We start from the raw sequence: 15,954 nt of genomic DNA, 5'->3' as shown, positions 1-15,954 counted from the left end.
CGTCGCAATCCACACCGAACCGGAAGGCCCTCATCCGTTCAAGATCCCTCAGTCGAGACCTGGCTCACCTGTCCACAACCTCCCAGGACAGAACAACTAGCCCGCAGTCCGTGGACCAACAGCCAAGGTCCGGGAGGAAGACCGTCCTCACCGTGATCACCCTGCCTGGACTCGCGTCCTGTGAGACCACGGGGAGCGGGAAGGGTGATGGGTGTGGAGGACGAGCAGCGCCAGGGCGCCTGTCGCTGCGGACCAGGTGAGGGAGAGCAGGCCGTGGGACCAGGGAATGTGCGGGGTGAGGGCGGAGCTCAGCGCCAGCTGGTTCACGCCGTACAGAGGAAGCGCGGACACGCCTGCCACATTCATGAGTGTGTTGAAGACGGGGTTCTGCAGTCCGGTGTCGACCAGGCTGAGCATGATGATGAGGAAGAAGCCCTCCAGCTCGCCGCGGACCAGAGAGCCGAGCAGAAGACCGATCCCGCCGTAGGCGAGGCCCGCGCCTGCAAGGGCCAGTCCCAGGGCGCCTGCGTGGCGCACGGGCAGGGAGATCCACAGCAGGATCGTGGTGTAGAAGGCCAGCAGGGCGGCGGTGAGGGCGACGGCAGCAAGTTTGGCCAGCAGCATCGGAAGCCGAGGGTAACCGGCCAGCAGCAGACGGCGGTCCATCTGCCGGGACTGAAAGGTCTCCGTGAAGGTGATGAAGCCGGCGACCATGGTGACGGCGCCCAGCGCGCTGGCCACCTGACCCACCTGGCTGGCCGGGGCGGAGGCGGAGGCGCTGATGGCGGCCAGCCAGATGCGCACCAGTGCGTCGGAGGTGCACAGGCGTGCCACGGCGATCCAGAGCGGGATGAAGGCCACCGCCAGTGCCAAGGCCAGCCGGTTGCGCAGGTGGCCCAGCAGAGTGCAGCGCAGCAGTTCGGTGAATGCCGTCCAGGAGAGCCTCAACGGTCGATCTCCTCGAAGTGCAGACGCCCTTGGCGCAGATGAGCGATCGCGTCGAAGTGGTGCAGTTCGTGCAGCAGGTGCGACACCACGATGATCGAACGACCCTGATCACGCAGATGGGCGGCCAGGGTCCAGAACCGCTGATGGGTGTCCCAGTCAAAGCCCTGGTAGGGCTCGTCCAGGACCAGCAACTGCGGATCGTGTATGAGAGCGATCAGCAGGTTCAGCTTCTGTCGCGTTCCGCCACTGAGCTCGCCGACCTGCTGTCGTCGGCAGCCGGTCAGTGCCAGTAGTTCCATCAGCTCGTCGACGCGCTCCAGCGTCGGCAGCCGGTAGGCCATCTGGAACAACCGCAGATGCTGACCGACGGTGAACGCATCGTTCAGCACCGCTCGTTGCGGGCAGTACCCCACTGACCCGGCCCGTGTCACCGTTCCTCGGTCGGGTGCGAGGTGTCCTACGGCGATCTGCAGCAAAGTGCTCTTGCCCGCCCCGTTCTCACCGACGACTCCTACCAGCGTCCCGGCGGGCACATCGAGGTCGACGTCGCGCAGGACCTGCCTGCCGCCGTACGTCTTGCAGACTCGGCTGATCCGCAGCCGTGGCCGGTGGCGCGTCATTACCATCTGCACATAAGCCCCTCGTAGGATCGGATAGGCGTAACGCATCGGCCCGCAGAGGGCCGCCACCGGCAGACCACCACCTACCTGCCTGCTCCGGATCCTGGCCGGTCAGCTGCGCTCGGCTCGGACGGTCCGGCCCCGGCGGACCGATCGCCTGCGCGCGGTGCGCGCTGCTGCGCGGTTCAACGAGTCCTTACCGGTGGTGTAACGGCAGCCACCGCATCAGCATCGCCACTCAGCAGGCTTTATGCCTCCCAGTGGGGCGTGACGTGCGGCGCCATCTGCCGTTGTAGAAGGCGATGCCCCCGACACCACAGCCAGACTTCCACGCGTCCACGATCGTGATCGGAGCCGGTCCCCACGGCCTCGCGGCTGCCGCGCTACTGCGCCGCGCCGGCGTGGCGACCGTGATCCTGGAACGGGCGGACCTGGTGGGAGCGAACTGGACGCAGCGGTATGACCATCTAAGTCTGCACACCACCCCCGGCGCCTCGAAACTCCCCGGGCTGCCGGTGCCCCGCCAGGCGGGCCCATGGGTGAGGCGGGACGACTATGTGCGATACCTGAAGGACTACGTCGCCCATCACCGACTCGACGTCCGGGTGAGCACCCCGGTGCAACGCATCGAACGGACCGAGCCCGGTTCGGGAGCACAGTGGCTGGTCCACACCCCGGACGGTCCCGTGCCCACTGGCGCGGTCGTGGTGGCCACCGGCCGCTGTCATACCCCGAACCTCCCCCATTGGCCCGGGCGTTCGACCTTCACCGGCACGCTGCTGCACTCGGCGCACTACCGCTCTCCGGTCCCCTACCGCGGGCAACACGTCCTGGTGGTCGGCGCCGGCAACAGCGGTACCGAGATCGCGAGCGTCCTGGCCGGGGCCGGAACCGATCGGGTACGGATCGCGGTCCGTACCCCACCCAACATCCTGCCCCGCTCCAGCGCCCGATGGCATGCGGTCGGCCGGCTGACGGAGGTCCTCCCGCTCGCGTGGCGCGACCGCACCTCCCTGCTCACGCAACGTCTCGCGGTGCCCGACCTGACCTCGCGGGGACTGCCACGGCCCCGCACAGGCCTGTACACCCGCCATGCCCGCGAAGGCGTCAACCCGGTGCTCGACCACGGCTTCGTGGACGCCGTCCGGTCCGGGCGGGTCGAGCCGGTCGCGGCCGTCCAGGCGTTCGACGGCCCCGACGTGTTACTGGCCGACGGCACCCGACTGCGACCCGACACGGTCATCGCAGCCACCGGCTACCGGCCCGACCTCCACGACCTGGTCGGGTCCCTGGGCGTACTCGACGAAGCCGGGCAACCCCTCGTCGTAGGGGCACAGACCCATCCCGAAGCCCCGCACTTGTACTTCGCCGGATACACCAATCCCCTCACGGGTGTCCTTCGCCAGGCGGGCATCGAGGCGCGCGCCATCACCCGCGCACTTCGACGTGAGACGGCGCGGGCACCCGCTCTCACCGCCCAGGCCGGTGACCGTACAGCCGACACACCCCGACAAGGGCACGCTCCGAGCTGACGGAGCGCGTTCGACCTCGATGCTTCAGCGGCCATGAGGGCACGCCCGGGCCGTCCGCCGGCGTGATCCGATCTTCCCGGGGCGACCACTGCGGGCGCCCCGGTCCGTATGGAAGAAGAGATCACACAGGCAATGGATCACCCCCTCCCGCTCTCCGGGTAACGTTCAAGGTATGAGTCATCCACACCCCGAGCTGAAAGCCGCCCCGCCTCTTCCCGAAGGAGGGCTGCGGGTCATCGCCCTGGGCGGCCTGGGTGAGATCGGCCGGAACATGACCGTCTTCGAGCACGCGGGCAAGCTGCTCATCGTCGACTGCGGCGTGCTGTTCCCGGAGGAGACCCAGCCCGGCGTGGACGTCATCCTGCCGGACTTCACCTCGATCCGGGACCGGCTGGACGACATCGTCGCCGTAGTACTCACCCACGGCCACGAGGACCACATCGGCGGCGTGCCGTACCTGCTGCGCGAGCGCTCCGACATTCCCGTCGTCGGCTCCAAGCTGACGCTGGCGTTCCTGGAGGCCAAGCTCAAGGAACACGGCATCCGGCCCCGCACGGCGCGAGTACGAGAGGGCGACCGGCGTACCTTCGGGCCCTTCGACTGCGAGTTCGTCGCGGTCAACCACTCCATCCCGGACAGCCTCGCGGTCGCGATCCGCACCCGCGCCGGGATGGTGCTGCACACCGGCGACTTCAAGATGGACCAGTTCCCCCTCGACGACCGCATCACCGATCTGCGTGCCTTCGCCCGGCTGGGCGAGGAGGGCGTGGACCTCTTCCTCACCGACTCCACCAACGCCGAGGTACCCGGCTTCACCACCTCCGAGCGTGAGCTGAACCCGGCCATCGAGCAGGTGATGCGCACCGCGCCGCGCCGGGTCATCGTCTCCAGCTTCGCCAGCCATGTGCACCGCATCCAGCAGGTCCTCGACGCCGCCCACCAGCACGGCCGCAAGGTCGCCTTCGTCGGCCGCTCGATGGTCCGCAACATGGGCATCGCCCGAGACCTGGGCTATTTGAAGGTCCCCTCCGGTCTGGTCGTGAGCACGAAGGAGCTGGAGAAGCTCCCGGACCACAAGATCACTCTGATCTGCACCGGCTCCCAGGGCGAACCGATGGCCGCGCTGTCGCGGATGGCCACCCGCGACCACCAGATCCGCATCGGCAAGGGCGACACCGTCCTGCTCGCCAGCTCCCTCATCCCCGGCAACGAGAACGCCATCTACCGGGTGATCAACGGGCTCACCCGGTGGGGCGCCCACGTGGTCCACAAGGGCAACGCCAAGGTGCACGTCTCCGGGCACGCCAGCGCCGGCGAACTCGTCTACTGCTACAACATCGTCAAACCCCGCAACGTCATGCCCGTGCACGGCGAATGGCGCCACCTGCGGGCCAACGGCGACCTCGCCATCCGTACCGGCGTCGACCCCGACCGGGTCGTCATCGCCGAGGACGGTGTCGTCGTCGATCTCGTCGACGGCCACGCCTCCATCACCGGCAAGGTCCCCGCCGGCAACGTCTACGTGGACGGCATGGAAGTCGGCGGCGCCACCGAAGCGTCCCTCAAGGACCGCCTCACCCTCGCCGAGGAAGGCGTGGTCACGGTGGTGGCGATCGTCGACGCGGACACCGGCGCCCTGGCCGAGGCTCCCGACTTCCTGGCCCGCGGCTTCGTCCACGACGAGACCACCTTCGAGCCGGTGATCCCCGTCATCGAGAAGACGCTGGCCACCGCTGCCGAGGAAGGCGTCGGGGACGCCCGTCAACTCGAACAGCTCGTTGCCCGCGCCGTGGGCAACTGGGCCTTTCGCACCCACCGCCGCAAGCCCCTCATCATCCCCGTCATCATCGACGCCTGAGCCACGGCCGGGCAGCACGGTCCCCGGTTCCGCTCGCGGTCTCGCCGGCATCGCGGCCGAGCACAGGAGTCGGCAGCAACCCTAGGAAGCCGGGGCGGCACCGAGCTTTTGGCGCCGCCCCCTCGCGCCGCCGGGACCGAATCCCTGAGCGCCGGCGAGGGCAAAGAGTCACGGTGACCGTATGCGAGCCTGACGGAGACGGTGGGCCGACCAGTCGTACTTTGGAGAACGGTGGCCGGGGCAGGGCGATGACCTTGGCGGGGACGTTGGCGGCGGCGGAGGCTGCGGCGCCCGTGGAGTCGCTCGACGTGATCGCGCGCATGCTCAAGGAGCACCTCGGGGCGGTGTCGGTGTCGTTCATGATCACCGACTTCACCGGCGGCTCGGTCGTACGGCTGGGGCGGCGGGCAGCATCGAGACCGATGAACCGGCCCGGCGGATCATGCTGCGGGGCACCGTGTACGACGACGTGATCCGCACTCAGCAGCCGAGCGTGGAGGAGCGGGGCGAGGGCGCGCTGGTGCGGATCGTCGCCCCGGTGACCAACCGCGGGGACGCCATCGGGCTCCTCGAACTGTTCCTGCCCGCGGCACCGGACGCGGAGGCGATGCGGGAGATCGAGATCAGGACGACTACGGCCGCTCCGCCGGTGTGCAGGAAGTCGGGCAGGTAGCTCACCGGCGCCCACCCCAGAGCCAGATAACACGGGGTGTACAGCCAGCGCGGAGCTGCGACCCACAGGACCCGGAACACGATGCCGGCCAGTGCTCCGGTCCATACGATCCACAGCAGCATGGACCGCTGTTCCGGCCGGAGGAGGAGCACGGCCAGGGTGGTGCAGGTGCCGGCGATGATCAGGAAGATGTCGGCGTGGTCGAGTCGTCGTAGAAGAGCCTCGCCCAGTGGTCCCCAGGTGCCGCGGTGGTAGACGGCGCTCGTTGCGAACAGCAGCCAGGCGGTGACCGAGTACACGGCGCAGGCCAGGACTGCTTGCGGAGTACGGGCCAGGCAGATGAGTACGACGCCCGCAATCAGTGCGGCGGGGACCATTCCGGCATGGAGTCAGCCACGCAATTTCGGCTTGATCGGTGCGGCCAGGTCGGCCGCCCGCTCAGCCAGGGCGGAAACCGAGTGAGCCTTCTCCCCTGCATGTCCGCCTAGCGATCCGTCGCGTAACCCGTCTTCACGGCGCTCTCCATGGGCTGAGGCGACGTGACCGTATTCGACTTCAGCGGCATCACGGGACACAGCTTCTCGTTCTCCCTCGGGCGACTGGGCGTCACTGGCAGCAATGCGGTAATGCGGTAATGCTAAAAGACCTCACTCCGGCAGCATTCATGGAAGGTCGGTCCAGGACCCCGGAGCCACGTCGCCGGGCCCGGGCCGGCTCGCCACCGCGTGAACTACAGCCCCGTTGACCCTGCCGACGATTGGGCCTGCCCAGGCCGAGTAGATCGGCCGGCCATGGGAAAGATCAGGGCTTCCGAACGGGCATCTCCGCTCGCCTACGCGCAAGGATTGCCGATGCTTCCTGAGCTCCGCCCCCATGTATCCACCGCCCTGGCACACCAGTTGCAACAGCAATTGGGTCTGGCTCCGCATCTCGAAGCCGACCAACTCGATGTGCAGCGCGTAGCAGGTATCGCAGTCGTCGCAGCCGCCCACTCCGATGCCTACGCGGCCACCGGCCATCTCCTCGGACTGCTGGCCGCGCTGCCTGCCCCCACCAAGGCAGGAGAACGCTTTTGGTCGGACCTGTGGAGGTCGTCGGGCACCGCGTACCTGCTACCCGTCAACATGAAGGCCAAGGTGCTGCGTTCTGTGGAAGGAGAGGGAACCGCCCTGGCCAGGCAGATCCTCTCGGCCGTCGATGAGATGACTCCGCCCCAGCGCGTAGCGGCCGGGGAGGTGATCGGTCAAGCCCTCGCCGAGTCCGACCATTTGCCTGACCTCAAGACACAGGTCATAGGCGAGTTGTGGCTCCGAGATCTCGAGCTCACCGCCTGGCGCGTTCTGCATGCGGACCGCAGATGGGACGATCCGGTTGGACGACAAGCCTTCCTCGACGCCTGGACGGGCACCTGACCGTCTGCTGCTCCAAACTGCTCGGACAGAGGCGCAGGGCGAGCAACCGAGGTCAGGAAGTTCGGCCGAGATCGCACCCGCCTCAACAGATCGGGGGCCGCGCAGCGATGGCTGCGCGGCCCCCGATCCTGTGCCCGCCCGGCATGAGAGCAGGCGTTTCGCCCGGCAGGCAGCAAAGCCCGCACGGGCGGCTCTCACCGGAACGGCGACAGACGCGGCGTGTGCGATCCGCCGGGCAGGTCTGCAAGGTCAGGCCAGGTTGATGTTCTCGGCCTGCGGACCCTTCTGGCCCTGGGTGACGTCGAACGTCACGGTCTGGCCCTCCTGGAGCTCGCGAAAGCCCGTGGAGTTGATCGCGGAGTAGTGCGCGAAGACATCCGGGCCGCCGCCATCCTGGGCGATGAAACCGAAGCCCTTCTCCGCGTTGAACCACTTCACAGTTCCCGTTGCCATGTCTGATGCCTTCCAGTCGATGAACGCGCCCCCCACTCCATGTGGGAGGCAGAGGTGATCGCCCTGGTTCCTGCGGCACAGCACAGCAAAACGCCCACACCAGAGGCGTGGGCAAGAGGGAATTCCGAACCACGACAGCTGACACGGACGCTACACGCCCACACCCCGCGTCACCACAGGAAACGATCACACCTCACGGCAGACCATGCGTGCGGGGCCCGCCGACGCGGACGGGCACGCTCATCTCACGCTGCTGCGGTCGGGTTCGCTGATTCGTTGGCGCGGCCGTATTCGGCGTTGATGCGCCGGGCTTCCTCGAGCTGGTCCTCGAGGATGACGATCCGGCAGGCGGCCTCGATGGGGGTGCCGTGGTCGACGAGTTCCACGGCGCGGGCGGCGATGCGCAGCTGGTTGCGGGAGTAGCGGCGGTGTCCGCCCGCGGAGCGCAGCGGGGTGACGAGGCGGGCTTCGCCGTGTCCGAGTTCAACGGAGCGTAGTCAGCACCAAACCAGCACGGGAGCCAGCACCGCACCGCCAAATCAGCCTGAACTACGCGTCCCGGACGGCACTCGTTTCGACCACCGATCCCCTGACCTGCCTTTCCACGAGTCGGCATGGTGGCCACACGCATAGCCATCCCCAGAACTGTGTTGTGCCGCCACATGTGCCCTTGACGTGCGCGTTCCTACGGTGTGCGAACACGTACCCGTCCCCACCGCACACGAGGAAGTGGCGCACATGGCCTCCGCAGCATCCGCTCCCCCGACGCCGAACAACTTGAAGCGCATCGTCGCCGCCAGCCTCATCGGCACCACCATCGAGTGGTACGACTTCTTCCTCTACGGCTCCGCGGCCGCCCTCGTCTTCAACAAGCTGTTCTTTCCCGACTCCGACCCGCTCGTCGGCACGCTGCTCTCCTTCCTGACCTACGCCGTCGGATTCGCCGCCCGGCCGCTCGGCGCCCTGGTGTTCGGGCACTACGGTGACCGGCTCGGACGCAAGAAGCTGCTGGTCCTGAGTCTGCTGCTGATGGGCGGGGCGACCTTCGCGATCGGACTGCTGCCGACCCACGCGACCGTCGGCGCGGCCGCTCCCGTGCTGCTGACCGTGCTGCGCCTGGTCCAGGGCTTCGCGCTCGGCGGAGAGTGGGGCGGCGCCGTACTGCTCGTGTCCGAGCACGGGGACGCCCGGCGGCGCGGCTTCTGGGCCTCATGGCCGCAGACCGGCGCACCGGCCGGGCAACTCCTAGCCACGGGAGTGCTGTCCCTGCTGACCGCCGTTCTGTCGGACGCCGCGTTCGGCAGCTGGGGCTGGCGGATTCCCTTCCTGCTCTCCGGGGCCCTGGTGGTCGTCGGTCTGTGGATCCGGCTGTCCGTCGATGAATCCCCTGTGTTCAAGCGGGCGTTGGCACAGGCGGAGGCCCGCAAGGCGGCGCGGGACGGCGCGGTCGAGAAGCTGCCGGTCGTCTCCGTGCTGCGCCACCACTGGCGCGATGTGCTGGTCGCGATGGGCGCGCGCATGGCGGAGAACATCAGCTACTACGTCATCACCGCGTTCATCCTCGTCTACGCCACCACGTCGGCCGGTGTCTCCAAGCAGACCGCCCTCAACTCGGTGCTCATCGCCTCAGCCGTGCACTTCGCGGTGATCCCCGCCTGGGGTGCCCTCTCGGACCGCGTCGGCCGGCGCCCGGTGTACCTGTTCGGCGCCGTCGGCGTCGGGCTGTGGATGTTCCCGTTCTTCCGGCTCGTCGACACCGGCGGCTTCGGCAACCTGATCCTCGCGGTGACCGTCGGACTCGTCCTGCACGGCGCCATGTACGCGCCCCAGGCGGCCTTCTTCTCCGAGATGTTCGCGACCCGGATGCGGTACTCCGGTGCCTCCATCGGCGCCCAGTTCGCCTCCGTAGCGGCAGGCGCCCCGGCCCCGCTCATCGCCACCGCGCTGCTGTCCGACTACGGCAGCTCCACCCCGATCGCCCTGTACGTCATCGCCGCGGCCGTTTTGACGGTCATAGCGGTGGGTGTCGCCAAGGAGACCCGCCACCGGGACCTGGCCGACGTCGAGCCGGACGCCGAACCGGAGGCGGCGGCCACCTCCCACGCGGCGGACGCCCGGACCGTCTGAACCCCGCCCCGGACGGGGCCGGCCCCCGTACGCCCGGGCGTGCGGGGGTCAGGGGCGTGTCGGCGCCGACAACCGGTGCAGCCGCAGCGCGAGTTGGATCTCCAACGCGCGCGCGGGGCTCTGCCAGTCCTGGCCGAGCAGACGGCCCACGCGCTCCAGGCGCTGGGCGACGGTGTTCACATGGACGTGCAGCTCGTCCTTGGTGCGGGCCGGGCTCATCCCGCACGCGAAGTAGGCATCCAGGGTGCGCAGCAGATCGGTGCCCCGCCGGTCGTCGTAGGCGACCACCTGGCCGATGGCGCGGTCCACGAAGCCGGCGATGTCCCGGTCACCGGCCAGGAGCAGACCGAGGAACCCGAAGTCCTCGGCGGCGGCCCCGTCTCCCGAGCGACCCAGGAGCCGCAGCGCGTCGAGGCAGCGTCGGCCCTCCTCGTAGGCGGCGGCCACGGCGTCCAGGTGGACGGCGAGGTCGCGGACCGGGGCCGAGGCACCGACGGTCACCGCCTCGTGGACGGCTGTTCCGAGGTGCCCGGCGGTGCGGCGGGCCAGTTCGGTGGCACTGTCCCCGGCGGCGAGGGGCAGTAGCAGGACGGTGCCGCCGTCGCGGGCGGCGGCCAGGCCGTGCCGGGTGGCGGCGAGGTGGGAGGCCGCGGACCACAGGCGCCTGCGGGCGGCCGCCTCTTCGTCGGCGTCGGCCGCGGGGCCGTCGAGACGGGCGGCCAGCACGACGTGGGTGGCGTCGAGGTCGGCGTCCAGCCGGGCGGCCCGTTCGCGCAGCAGACGGGGGTCGCGGTCGCGGGCGTCGAGCAGGTCGTCGAGGAGCTCGCCACGCACCCGCTGTTCGGCCTCGGCGGCGGAACGCCTGGCCAGCAGCAGCAGCGAGGTGACCATCGCGGCGCGCTCCAGGGTGCGCTGGTCCACGGGGTCGAGCCCAGGGTGGCCGCGCAGCACCAGCGCGCCGAGGAGTTCCCCGCCGGCGGCGACGGCGGCGATCCAGTCGTCGCCCTGCTGTACGGCGTGGCCTTCGGCCCGGGACGCCTCCAGTGCCTGGGCGGGTGCGATCTCGGCGAACTCGACCGTGCCGCCGAGGATTTCGGACACGGCCGCCGCCACGTCGTGCACCCCGCCACCGCGCAGCACCAGTTCGGCGAGCCGGTCGTGGACGTCGGAGGCGCGCTCGATGACACCGCTGTGATCCCGGATGATCTCGTTGGCCCGCTCCAGTTCGGTCAGGGCCGAGCGGGTCTCGGTGAGCAGGTTCGCGGTGTCGATGGCGGCCGCGGCCAGCGCGGCGAAGGAGCCGAGGAGCGCGATCTGCTCCCGCTCGAAGACGCGGGCGCGCCGGTCCGCCGCGAACAGCACGCCGATGACGTGGTGCCCCAGGGTCAGCGGCACGCCGAGGATGGCGACCAGGCCCTCGTCCCGTACGCCCGCATCGATGGTGAGGGTGTGCTGGAAGCGGTCGTCCTTGAAGTAGTCGTCGGTGACGTAGGGCCGGGCGGTCTGGGCGACCAGTCCGCCGAGCCCCTCGCCCATCCCGAGCCGCAGTTGCTGGAAGCGGGCGGCGACCGAGCCCTCGGTGACCCGCATGTAGGTGTCGCCCCGCACCGGGTCGTTCAGGCTGAGGTAGGCCACGTCCGTGCCGAGCAGGGATCGGGCGCGCTGCACGATGGCCCGCAGCACCGCGTCCAGGTCCCGGAGCCCGGCCAGGTCGTGGGCGGTCTCGAACAGGGCGGACAGCTCGGCCTCCCGCCGCCGCCGGCCCTCCAGCTCGGAGCGCACGCGCAACGCGACCGCCTTGGTCGCTTCGAGCGCGGCGATCCGCTCGGCCGGCCTTCCCTCGGCGCGGGCGATCAGCACCGGCTGCTCGTAGGCGTCGGCGGACGCGCCCCTGGCCAGCAGTTCGAGGAAGGGTGCCTCGGCACTGCCTGCGGGGCGCTCGACGGACTGCGCGTGATCGCTGGACATGCCCACAGGATTGCTCATCGCACGCTCACCCCGTCAGGCCTGTGGAAAACCCCGGGCGGGGCGGCGTGCGGCCGGATGCCGGTCAGTGCGCGGTCCAGCCGCCGTCGAGGACGAGCGACGTACCGGTGACGAAGGACGCCTGCGGACCGCACAGGTAGGCCACGGCCTCGGCGACCTCCTCCGGCTCGATGAGCCGCTTGAGCGCGCTGTCCTGGAGCAGCACCTCGGACACCACCCGCTCCTCGGGGATGCCGTGCGCCCGGGCCTGGTCGGTGATCTGCCGCTCGACCAGTGGGGTGCGCACATAGGCGGGGTTCACACAGTTAGAGGTCACTCCGTGGGAGGCGCCTTCGAGGGCGGCCGTCTTGGACAGGCCCTCCAGACCGTGTTTGGCGGCCACATAGGCCGCCTTGTACGGCGAGGCGCGCAGACCGTGCACGGAGGACACGTTGACGATCCGCCCCCAGCCCTGCCCGTACATGTGCGGCAGGGCGCCGCGGATCAGGCGGAACGGTGCCTCCAGCATCACGGTGAGCACCGTGTGGAACACCTCGGGCGGGAACTCCTCGATGGGCCGCACCAGTTGGAGGCCGGCGTTGTTGACTAGGACGTCGGTGCCCGCGGCGGCGTGCTCGGCGGCGTCCAGGTCGGTGAGGTCGAGGACCTGTGCTTCGACGGTGCCCGCCAGCCCCGCGGACTGCTCGGCGAGCGCGTCCAGACCGGCGGTGTCCCGGTCGACCGCTCTCACCTTGGCCCCGGCCGCCGCGAGCCGCAGCGCACAGGCGCGGCCGATGCCGCCGGCGGCGCCGGTGACGAGGGCGGTGCGGCCGCCGAGGTCGAGCGTGGAGGCGTGGGGGCCCGGGAGGGCGCTGGTGGCGGTCATGCTCCGACTCTAGGCAGCACCCGCTGCGCACCACATGTGGTCACACCCCATACTTCACTCGGAACTCGTAGAGTCGAACCATGTGGGTGCGTCGGTCAGTGCCTGCTTGATCCGCTGCAGCCCGAACTCGTTCAGTTCCGGCAGGGCGTCCACCGCGAACCACCTCACCTCCAGCGATTCGTCGTCGTTGACCCGCGCCTCGCCGCCCACGGCCCGGCAACGGAACGAGATGTCCATGTACTGGCAGGTGTCGCCGTTGTCGTAGGTCACCGGCTTGAGCGCCTGGACCACGATCACCCGCTCGACGACGCAGTGCACGCCCGTCTCCTCCTCGACTTCCCGCACGGCACAGGCCGCGGGCTGCTCCCCCGGCTCCGGGATGCCGCCGATCAACGACCACTTGCGGGTGTCCGAGCGGCGGTTGAGCAGCACTCTGCCCTCGTCGTCGAGGACGACGGCGCTGACGCCGGGGAGCCAGAGGAGGTCGTGACCGATCGACGTGCGAAGGGCGCGGATGAAATCAGGGGTAGCCATGCGCCGACCCTAACCGCGCTCGACGACACCTCGGTGATCTTCCGGACGGCGCAGGACCGGCGTACGGTCACACGCTCTCGGCGCGACGCCCGCGCAGCCCCGAGCCGATCGCCCAGCCGAGCCCGCCCGCGGCGACCAGGACCAGGGCCATCTCGGGCAGGATGCCGAGCCGGGTCGCCGGGGTCTGCGTGGACCTCAGCGGCACCTTCTGCACCAGGGAGGCGGCCACGAACATGCCGGTCTTCTGGGTGATCCGGCCGTCCGGCATGATGATCGCGCTGACGCCGCTGGTCACCGGCACGGTCACGGTCCGGCTGTGCTCCACGGCGCGCACCCGGGACATGGCGAGCTGCTGGTAGGTCATCTCGCTGCGGTCGAAGGTCGCGTTGTTGCTCGGCACCGAGATCAGTTGCGCGCCGTCGGTCACCTCGGAGCGCACGGCCCAGTCGAACGCGGCCTCGTAACAGGTGACCAGGCCGACCTTGGCGTTGGCCATCCGGAAGACGCCCGGCTCGGTGCCCCGGCTGAAGTCCTGGCGGACCATCGAGGTCCAGTTCTTGTTGATCGCGCCGACGAGGGAGCGCAGCGGGAGGTACTCACCGAACGGCTGGATCTGCCGCTTGTCGTAGGTGTCGGTGGGGCCCTTGACCGGATCCCACAGGATCTGCTCGTTGTAGAGCTTGCCGTCCCGCTCGACGACGCCGCCGACGGAGATCGGGGCGTCGATGGCCTTGGCCGCCTGCGCGATGACCACGGCCGCCTCCGCGTCGGTGAAGGGGTCGACGTCGGAGGAGTTCTCCGGCCACAGCACGATGTCGGGCTTCGCGATCTTGCCGGCCTTCACCTCGGCGGCCAGCCGCTCGGTCTCGCGCGCGTGGTACTCGAGCACGGCCCGCCGCTGGGCGTTGAACTCCAGCCCGGCGCGCGGCACGTTGCCCTGGATGGCCGCGACGGTCACGGTGCCGTCCTCGGCCTTGTCACTCACCAGCGTCCGGGCCGCGAGCGCCCCGAGCACCGGTACCGCCACGCTCAGCAGGGCCACGGCCGCGGCGGGACGCCGTACGGCGCCGATGCCCCGCCACTCCACCACCAGGCGGACGATCTCGTAGAGGCCGAAGCCGCACAGGACGACGGCGAAGCCCAGCACGGGCGTGCCACCCAGCGCGGCGAGCGGCAGGAAGACGCCGTCGGCCTGACCGAACGCGATCTTTCCCCAGGGGAAGCCGTGGAACGGCGCACGCGCGCGTGCCGCTTCTCCGGCGATCCACACGGCGGCCGCCCACACGGGCGCGCCGGGCAGCTTCGAGACGGCGGCGATGCCCACGCCGACCAGCGCGACGAAGATCGCCTCGATCGCCACCAGCGCGAGCCAGGGCCCGGGACCCACTTCGACGCCGGTCCACACCAGCAGCGGCAGCAGGAAGCCCAGACCGAAGAGGTAGCCGAGACCGAAGGCCGCCTTCCAGCCACGGCCGCGCAGCACCCAGCCGAAGACGGCGAAGGCGGGCAGGGCCAGCCACCACAGGGGGCGTGGCGGGAAACTGACGTAGAGCAGCACTCCGGAGAGTGCCGCGGCGGCGGCCGGGACGAGACGGCGGAGCCAGAGGGCCCAGCGGGAGACGGTCGCTGACTGCGGTTCCAGCCGGTCCGACTCGTCCACGGAAGTTGCGGTGACGGTCACTCCGGGAGTGTACGGCGGTTGACCACGGCGTCCACAGCGCGGTCCGCCGGCCGGCCGTGGCACCGGCCGCGCACCTGGGCCGCATAGATCCCGCACAACTCGTCCACAAATCACCCATCAGCCGTTACGGTGTGCCGGAGTCCCTGTCGTACGGGCCGACAGCGTCCGGGCGGCAGGGGCCACAGGTCGGGGGACCGGGGTTTCGGGGGGCGGGGTGGGTTCCACGGGGATCACGTCTGTGGCCGGTTCCGAGGAGGACGGCGACAGACGAAACGTTTCCGATGTGGTGGGCGTACTGGTGCTCGGCGCCTGTGCCTCTTGGTCGCTGATCACCGCGGCCGCGCACGACGGGCGTCCGGAGGGCGTGCTGCTCGCCCTGCTGGCCGTCGCCGCAGGGTATGCGGCCGGCCGGATCTCGGGGGCGCTGCTGCCGGTCGCTGCCCCGTGCGCGGCCGCGCTGACCGGACTGGGCCTGACGGTGGGACTCCCCCGTCTCACGCCCGGACCGGACCTCGTCGGTCCACTGGGGCACGCGGGCGCCACGGCCGCCCTGCTGACGCTCGCCACCGGTGCCGCGTGCTGCGCCGCCTGGACCACCGGCTCTCCTGCCCTGCGGCTCCTGCTGCGGCTGCTGGCCGTCGGCATCGCGGTGGCCTCGGCCGCCCTGGGGTCGGCCTCGGGCCTGGCCACCTGCATCACGGTGCTGTTGTGCTCGCTCGCCGCCGGCCGGATGCGCCACCGCGGTCCGGGCATCGCCGGCCTCGCCCTGGCCGCGACCGCGGTGACCGGCCTGACCTGGGCGGTGGCCGGCAACGCTGTACCGGACGGGCTCGCCGATGCACTGCGCGGCCGGCTCACCCCGCACCGGATCGGCCTGTGGCACGACGCCCTCCACCTGGCCCGGAAGAACACTGCCCTCGGGGTGGGTCCGGGCCGCTTCGGGGAGCTGAGCACCACGGCGGCCCAGTCCCTGCTGCCCGACGGGAAACCGCACTCGGCTCCGCTTCAGATCGCCGCCGAGCAGGGGGTGACCGGTGTGCTGCTGCTGGTGGCGGCCTTCTGCTGGCTGCTGTACGCGCTGTGGCGCTCTCCCCGTCCCACGCCGGTCGTCCTCACGGCGGGCGCAGCTCTGACGGCGTTGGCGGCGATCGCCGCGGTCGGCAACGCGCTGAGCTTCACGATGGTGTCGGTGGGCGTCGGATTTCTGGCGGGCCTGACGACGGCCCACCCGCTCATCGACGAACCGGCCGGGAAGTGACCGATCG

12 protein-coding genes and 3 pseudogenes are annotated in these 15,954 nt (G+C 70.2%); 6 read left to right on the top strand and 9 right to left on the bottom strand.

Translation table 11 applies throughout. From position 1 onward, the window contains the following. Positions 1–156 precede the first annotated feature (156 nt). Both ACIRP7_RS32155 and ACIRP7_RS32150 read right to left on the bottom strand, forming a co-directional pair. Positions 157–948, bottom strand: a complete 792-nt coding sequence (locus ACIRP7_RS32155) for a hypothetical protein (RefSeq protein WP_403666314.1) — start codon at positions 946–948, stop codon at positions 157–159. Next, a complete protein-coding gene (locus tag ACIRP7_RS32150) occupies positions 945–1,568 on the bottom strand; it encodes an ABC transporter ATP-binding protein (RefSeq protein WP_403666340.1) in 624 nt (207 codons plus the stop codon). Before ACIRP7_RS32150 ends, ACIRP7_RS32155 begins: the two co-directional genes overlap by 4 nt. 302 nt (positions 1,569–1,870) lie before the next feature. On the opposite strand from ACIRP7_RS32150, the gene ACIRP7_RS32145 reads away from it, so the two are divergent. The 3 genes and pseudogenes from ACIRP7_RS32145 to ACIRP7_RS32135 form a co-directional block, all read left to right on the top strand. After that, positions 1,871–3,100 carry a flavin-containing monooxygenase gene (locus ACIRP7_RS32145; RefSeq protein WP_403666311.1) on the top strand — a complete coding sequence of 410 codons (1,230 nt, stop codon included), beginning with the start codon at positions 1,871–1,873 and terminating at the stop codon, positions 3,098–3,100. A 172-nt stretch (positions 3,101–3,272) separates the two neighbouring features. After that, on the top strand, positions 3,273–4,958 hold the full coding sequence (locus ACIRP7_RS32140) for a ribonuclease J (protein ID WP_403666308.1): 1,686 nt from the start codon (positions 3,273–3,275) through the stop codon (positions 4,956–4,958). A 248-nt stretch (positions 4,959–5,206) separates the two neighbouring features. Then, positions 5,207–5,577: pseudogene (locus ACIRP7_RS32135) on the top strand (serine/threonine-protein phosphatase); the annotation flags it as partial. Positions 5,578–5,651: 74 nt separating this feature from the next. Here the strand turns inward: ACIRP7_RS32135 and ACIRP7_RS32130 are convergent. Continuing rightward, positions 5,652–6,008 (bottom strand): annotated as a pseudogene (locus ACIRP7_RS32130) (hemolysin III family protein); the annotation flags it as partial. A gap of 474 nt (positions 6,009–6,482) precedes the next feature. Between ACIRP7_RS32130 and ACIRP7_RS32125 the strand changes: the two are divergent. Then, complete coding sequence (locus ACIRP7_RS32125) at positions 6,483–7,043, top strand: hypothetical protein (protein ID WP_403666306.1); 561 nt, start codon at positions 6,483–6,485, stop codon at positions 7,041–7,043. 249 nt (positions 7,044–7,292) lie between these two features. Here the strand turns inward: ACIRP7_RS32125 and ACIRP7_RS32120 are convergent, their stop codons facing one another. Further along, positions 7,293–7,496: a cold-shock protein gene (locus ACIRP7_RS32120; RefSeq protein ID WP_055603386.1), complete on the bottom strand. Its 204-nt coding sequence runs from the start codon at positions 7,494–7,496 to the stop codon at positions 7,293–7,295. Positions 7,497–7,741: 245 nt separating this feature from the next. Beyond that, positions 7,742–7,969: pseudogene (locus ACIRP7_RS32115) on the bottom strand (MerR family transcriptional regulator); the annotation flags it as partial. Positions 7,970–8,234: 265 nt separating this feature from the next. Between ACIRP7_RS32115 and ACIRP7_RS32110 the strand changes: the two are divergent. Next, entirely contained in the window at positions 8,235–9,623 is a 1,389-nt protein-coding gene (locus ACIRP7_RS32110; protein WP_403666303.1) for an MFS transporter, read from the top strand. 48 nt (positions 9,624–9,671) lie between these two features. On the opposite strand, the gene ACIRP7_RS32105 is transcribed toward ACIRP7_RS32110, so the two are convergent. From ACIRP7_RS32105 to lnt, 4 genes are all read right to left on the bottom strand, one after another. Continuing rightward, positions 9,672–11,591 (bottom strand): helix-turn-helix domain-containing protein, encoded by a 1,920-nt coding sequence (locus ACIRP7_RS32105; protein ID WP_403666300.1) that lies wholly within the window; start codon positions 11,589–11,591, stop codon positions 9,672–9,674. An 82-nt stretch (positions 11,592–11,673) separates the two neighbouring features. Then, entirely contained in the window at positions 11,674–12,474 is an 801-nt protein-coding gene (locus ACIRP7_RS32100) for a 3-hydroxybutyrate dehydrogenase (RefSeq protein ID WP_403666297.1), read from the bottom strand. Between the two features lie 54 nt (positions 12,475–12,528). Then, a complete protein-coding gene (locus ACIRP7_RS32095; RefSeq protein ID WP_403666295.1) occupies positions 12,529–13,008 on the bottom strand; it encodes an NUDIX hydrolase in 480 nt (159 codons plus the stop codon). A gap of 67 nt (positions 13,009–13,075) precedes the next feature. Then, positions 13,076–14,689, bottom strand: coding sequence for an apolipoprotein N-acyltransferase (gene lnt, locus ACIRP7_RS32090; protein WP_403666292.1), 1,614 nt, complete (start codon positions 14,687–14,689; stop codon positions 13,076–13,078). 238 nt (positions 14,690–14,927) lie between these two features. Here lnt and ACIRP7_RS32085 point away from each other — a divergent pair, with 238 nt between their 5' ends. Further along, positions 14,928–15,947 (top strand): O-antigen ligase family protein, encoded by a 1,020-nt coding sequence (locus tag ACIRP7_RS32085; protein WP_403666289.1) that lies wholly within the window; start codon positions 14,928–14,930, stop codon positions 15,945–15,947. The last annotated feature ends 7 nt before the right edge of the window (positions 15,948–15,954 follow it).

This window comes from Streptomyces sp. NPDC102270 (genome assembly GCF_044766405.1).
Taxonomy (GTDB): domain Bacteria; phylum Actinomycetota; class Actinomycetes; order Streptomycetales; family Streptomycetaceae; genus Streptomyces.
The sequence above is the reverse complement of the archived record's forward strand: the minus strand, read 5'-3'. Positions and strand labels throughout refer to the sequence as shown.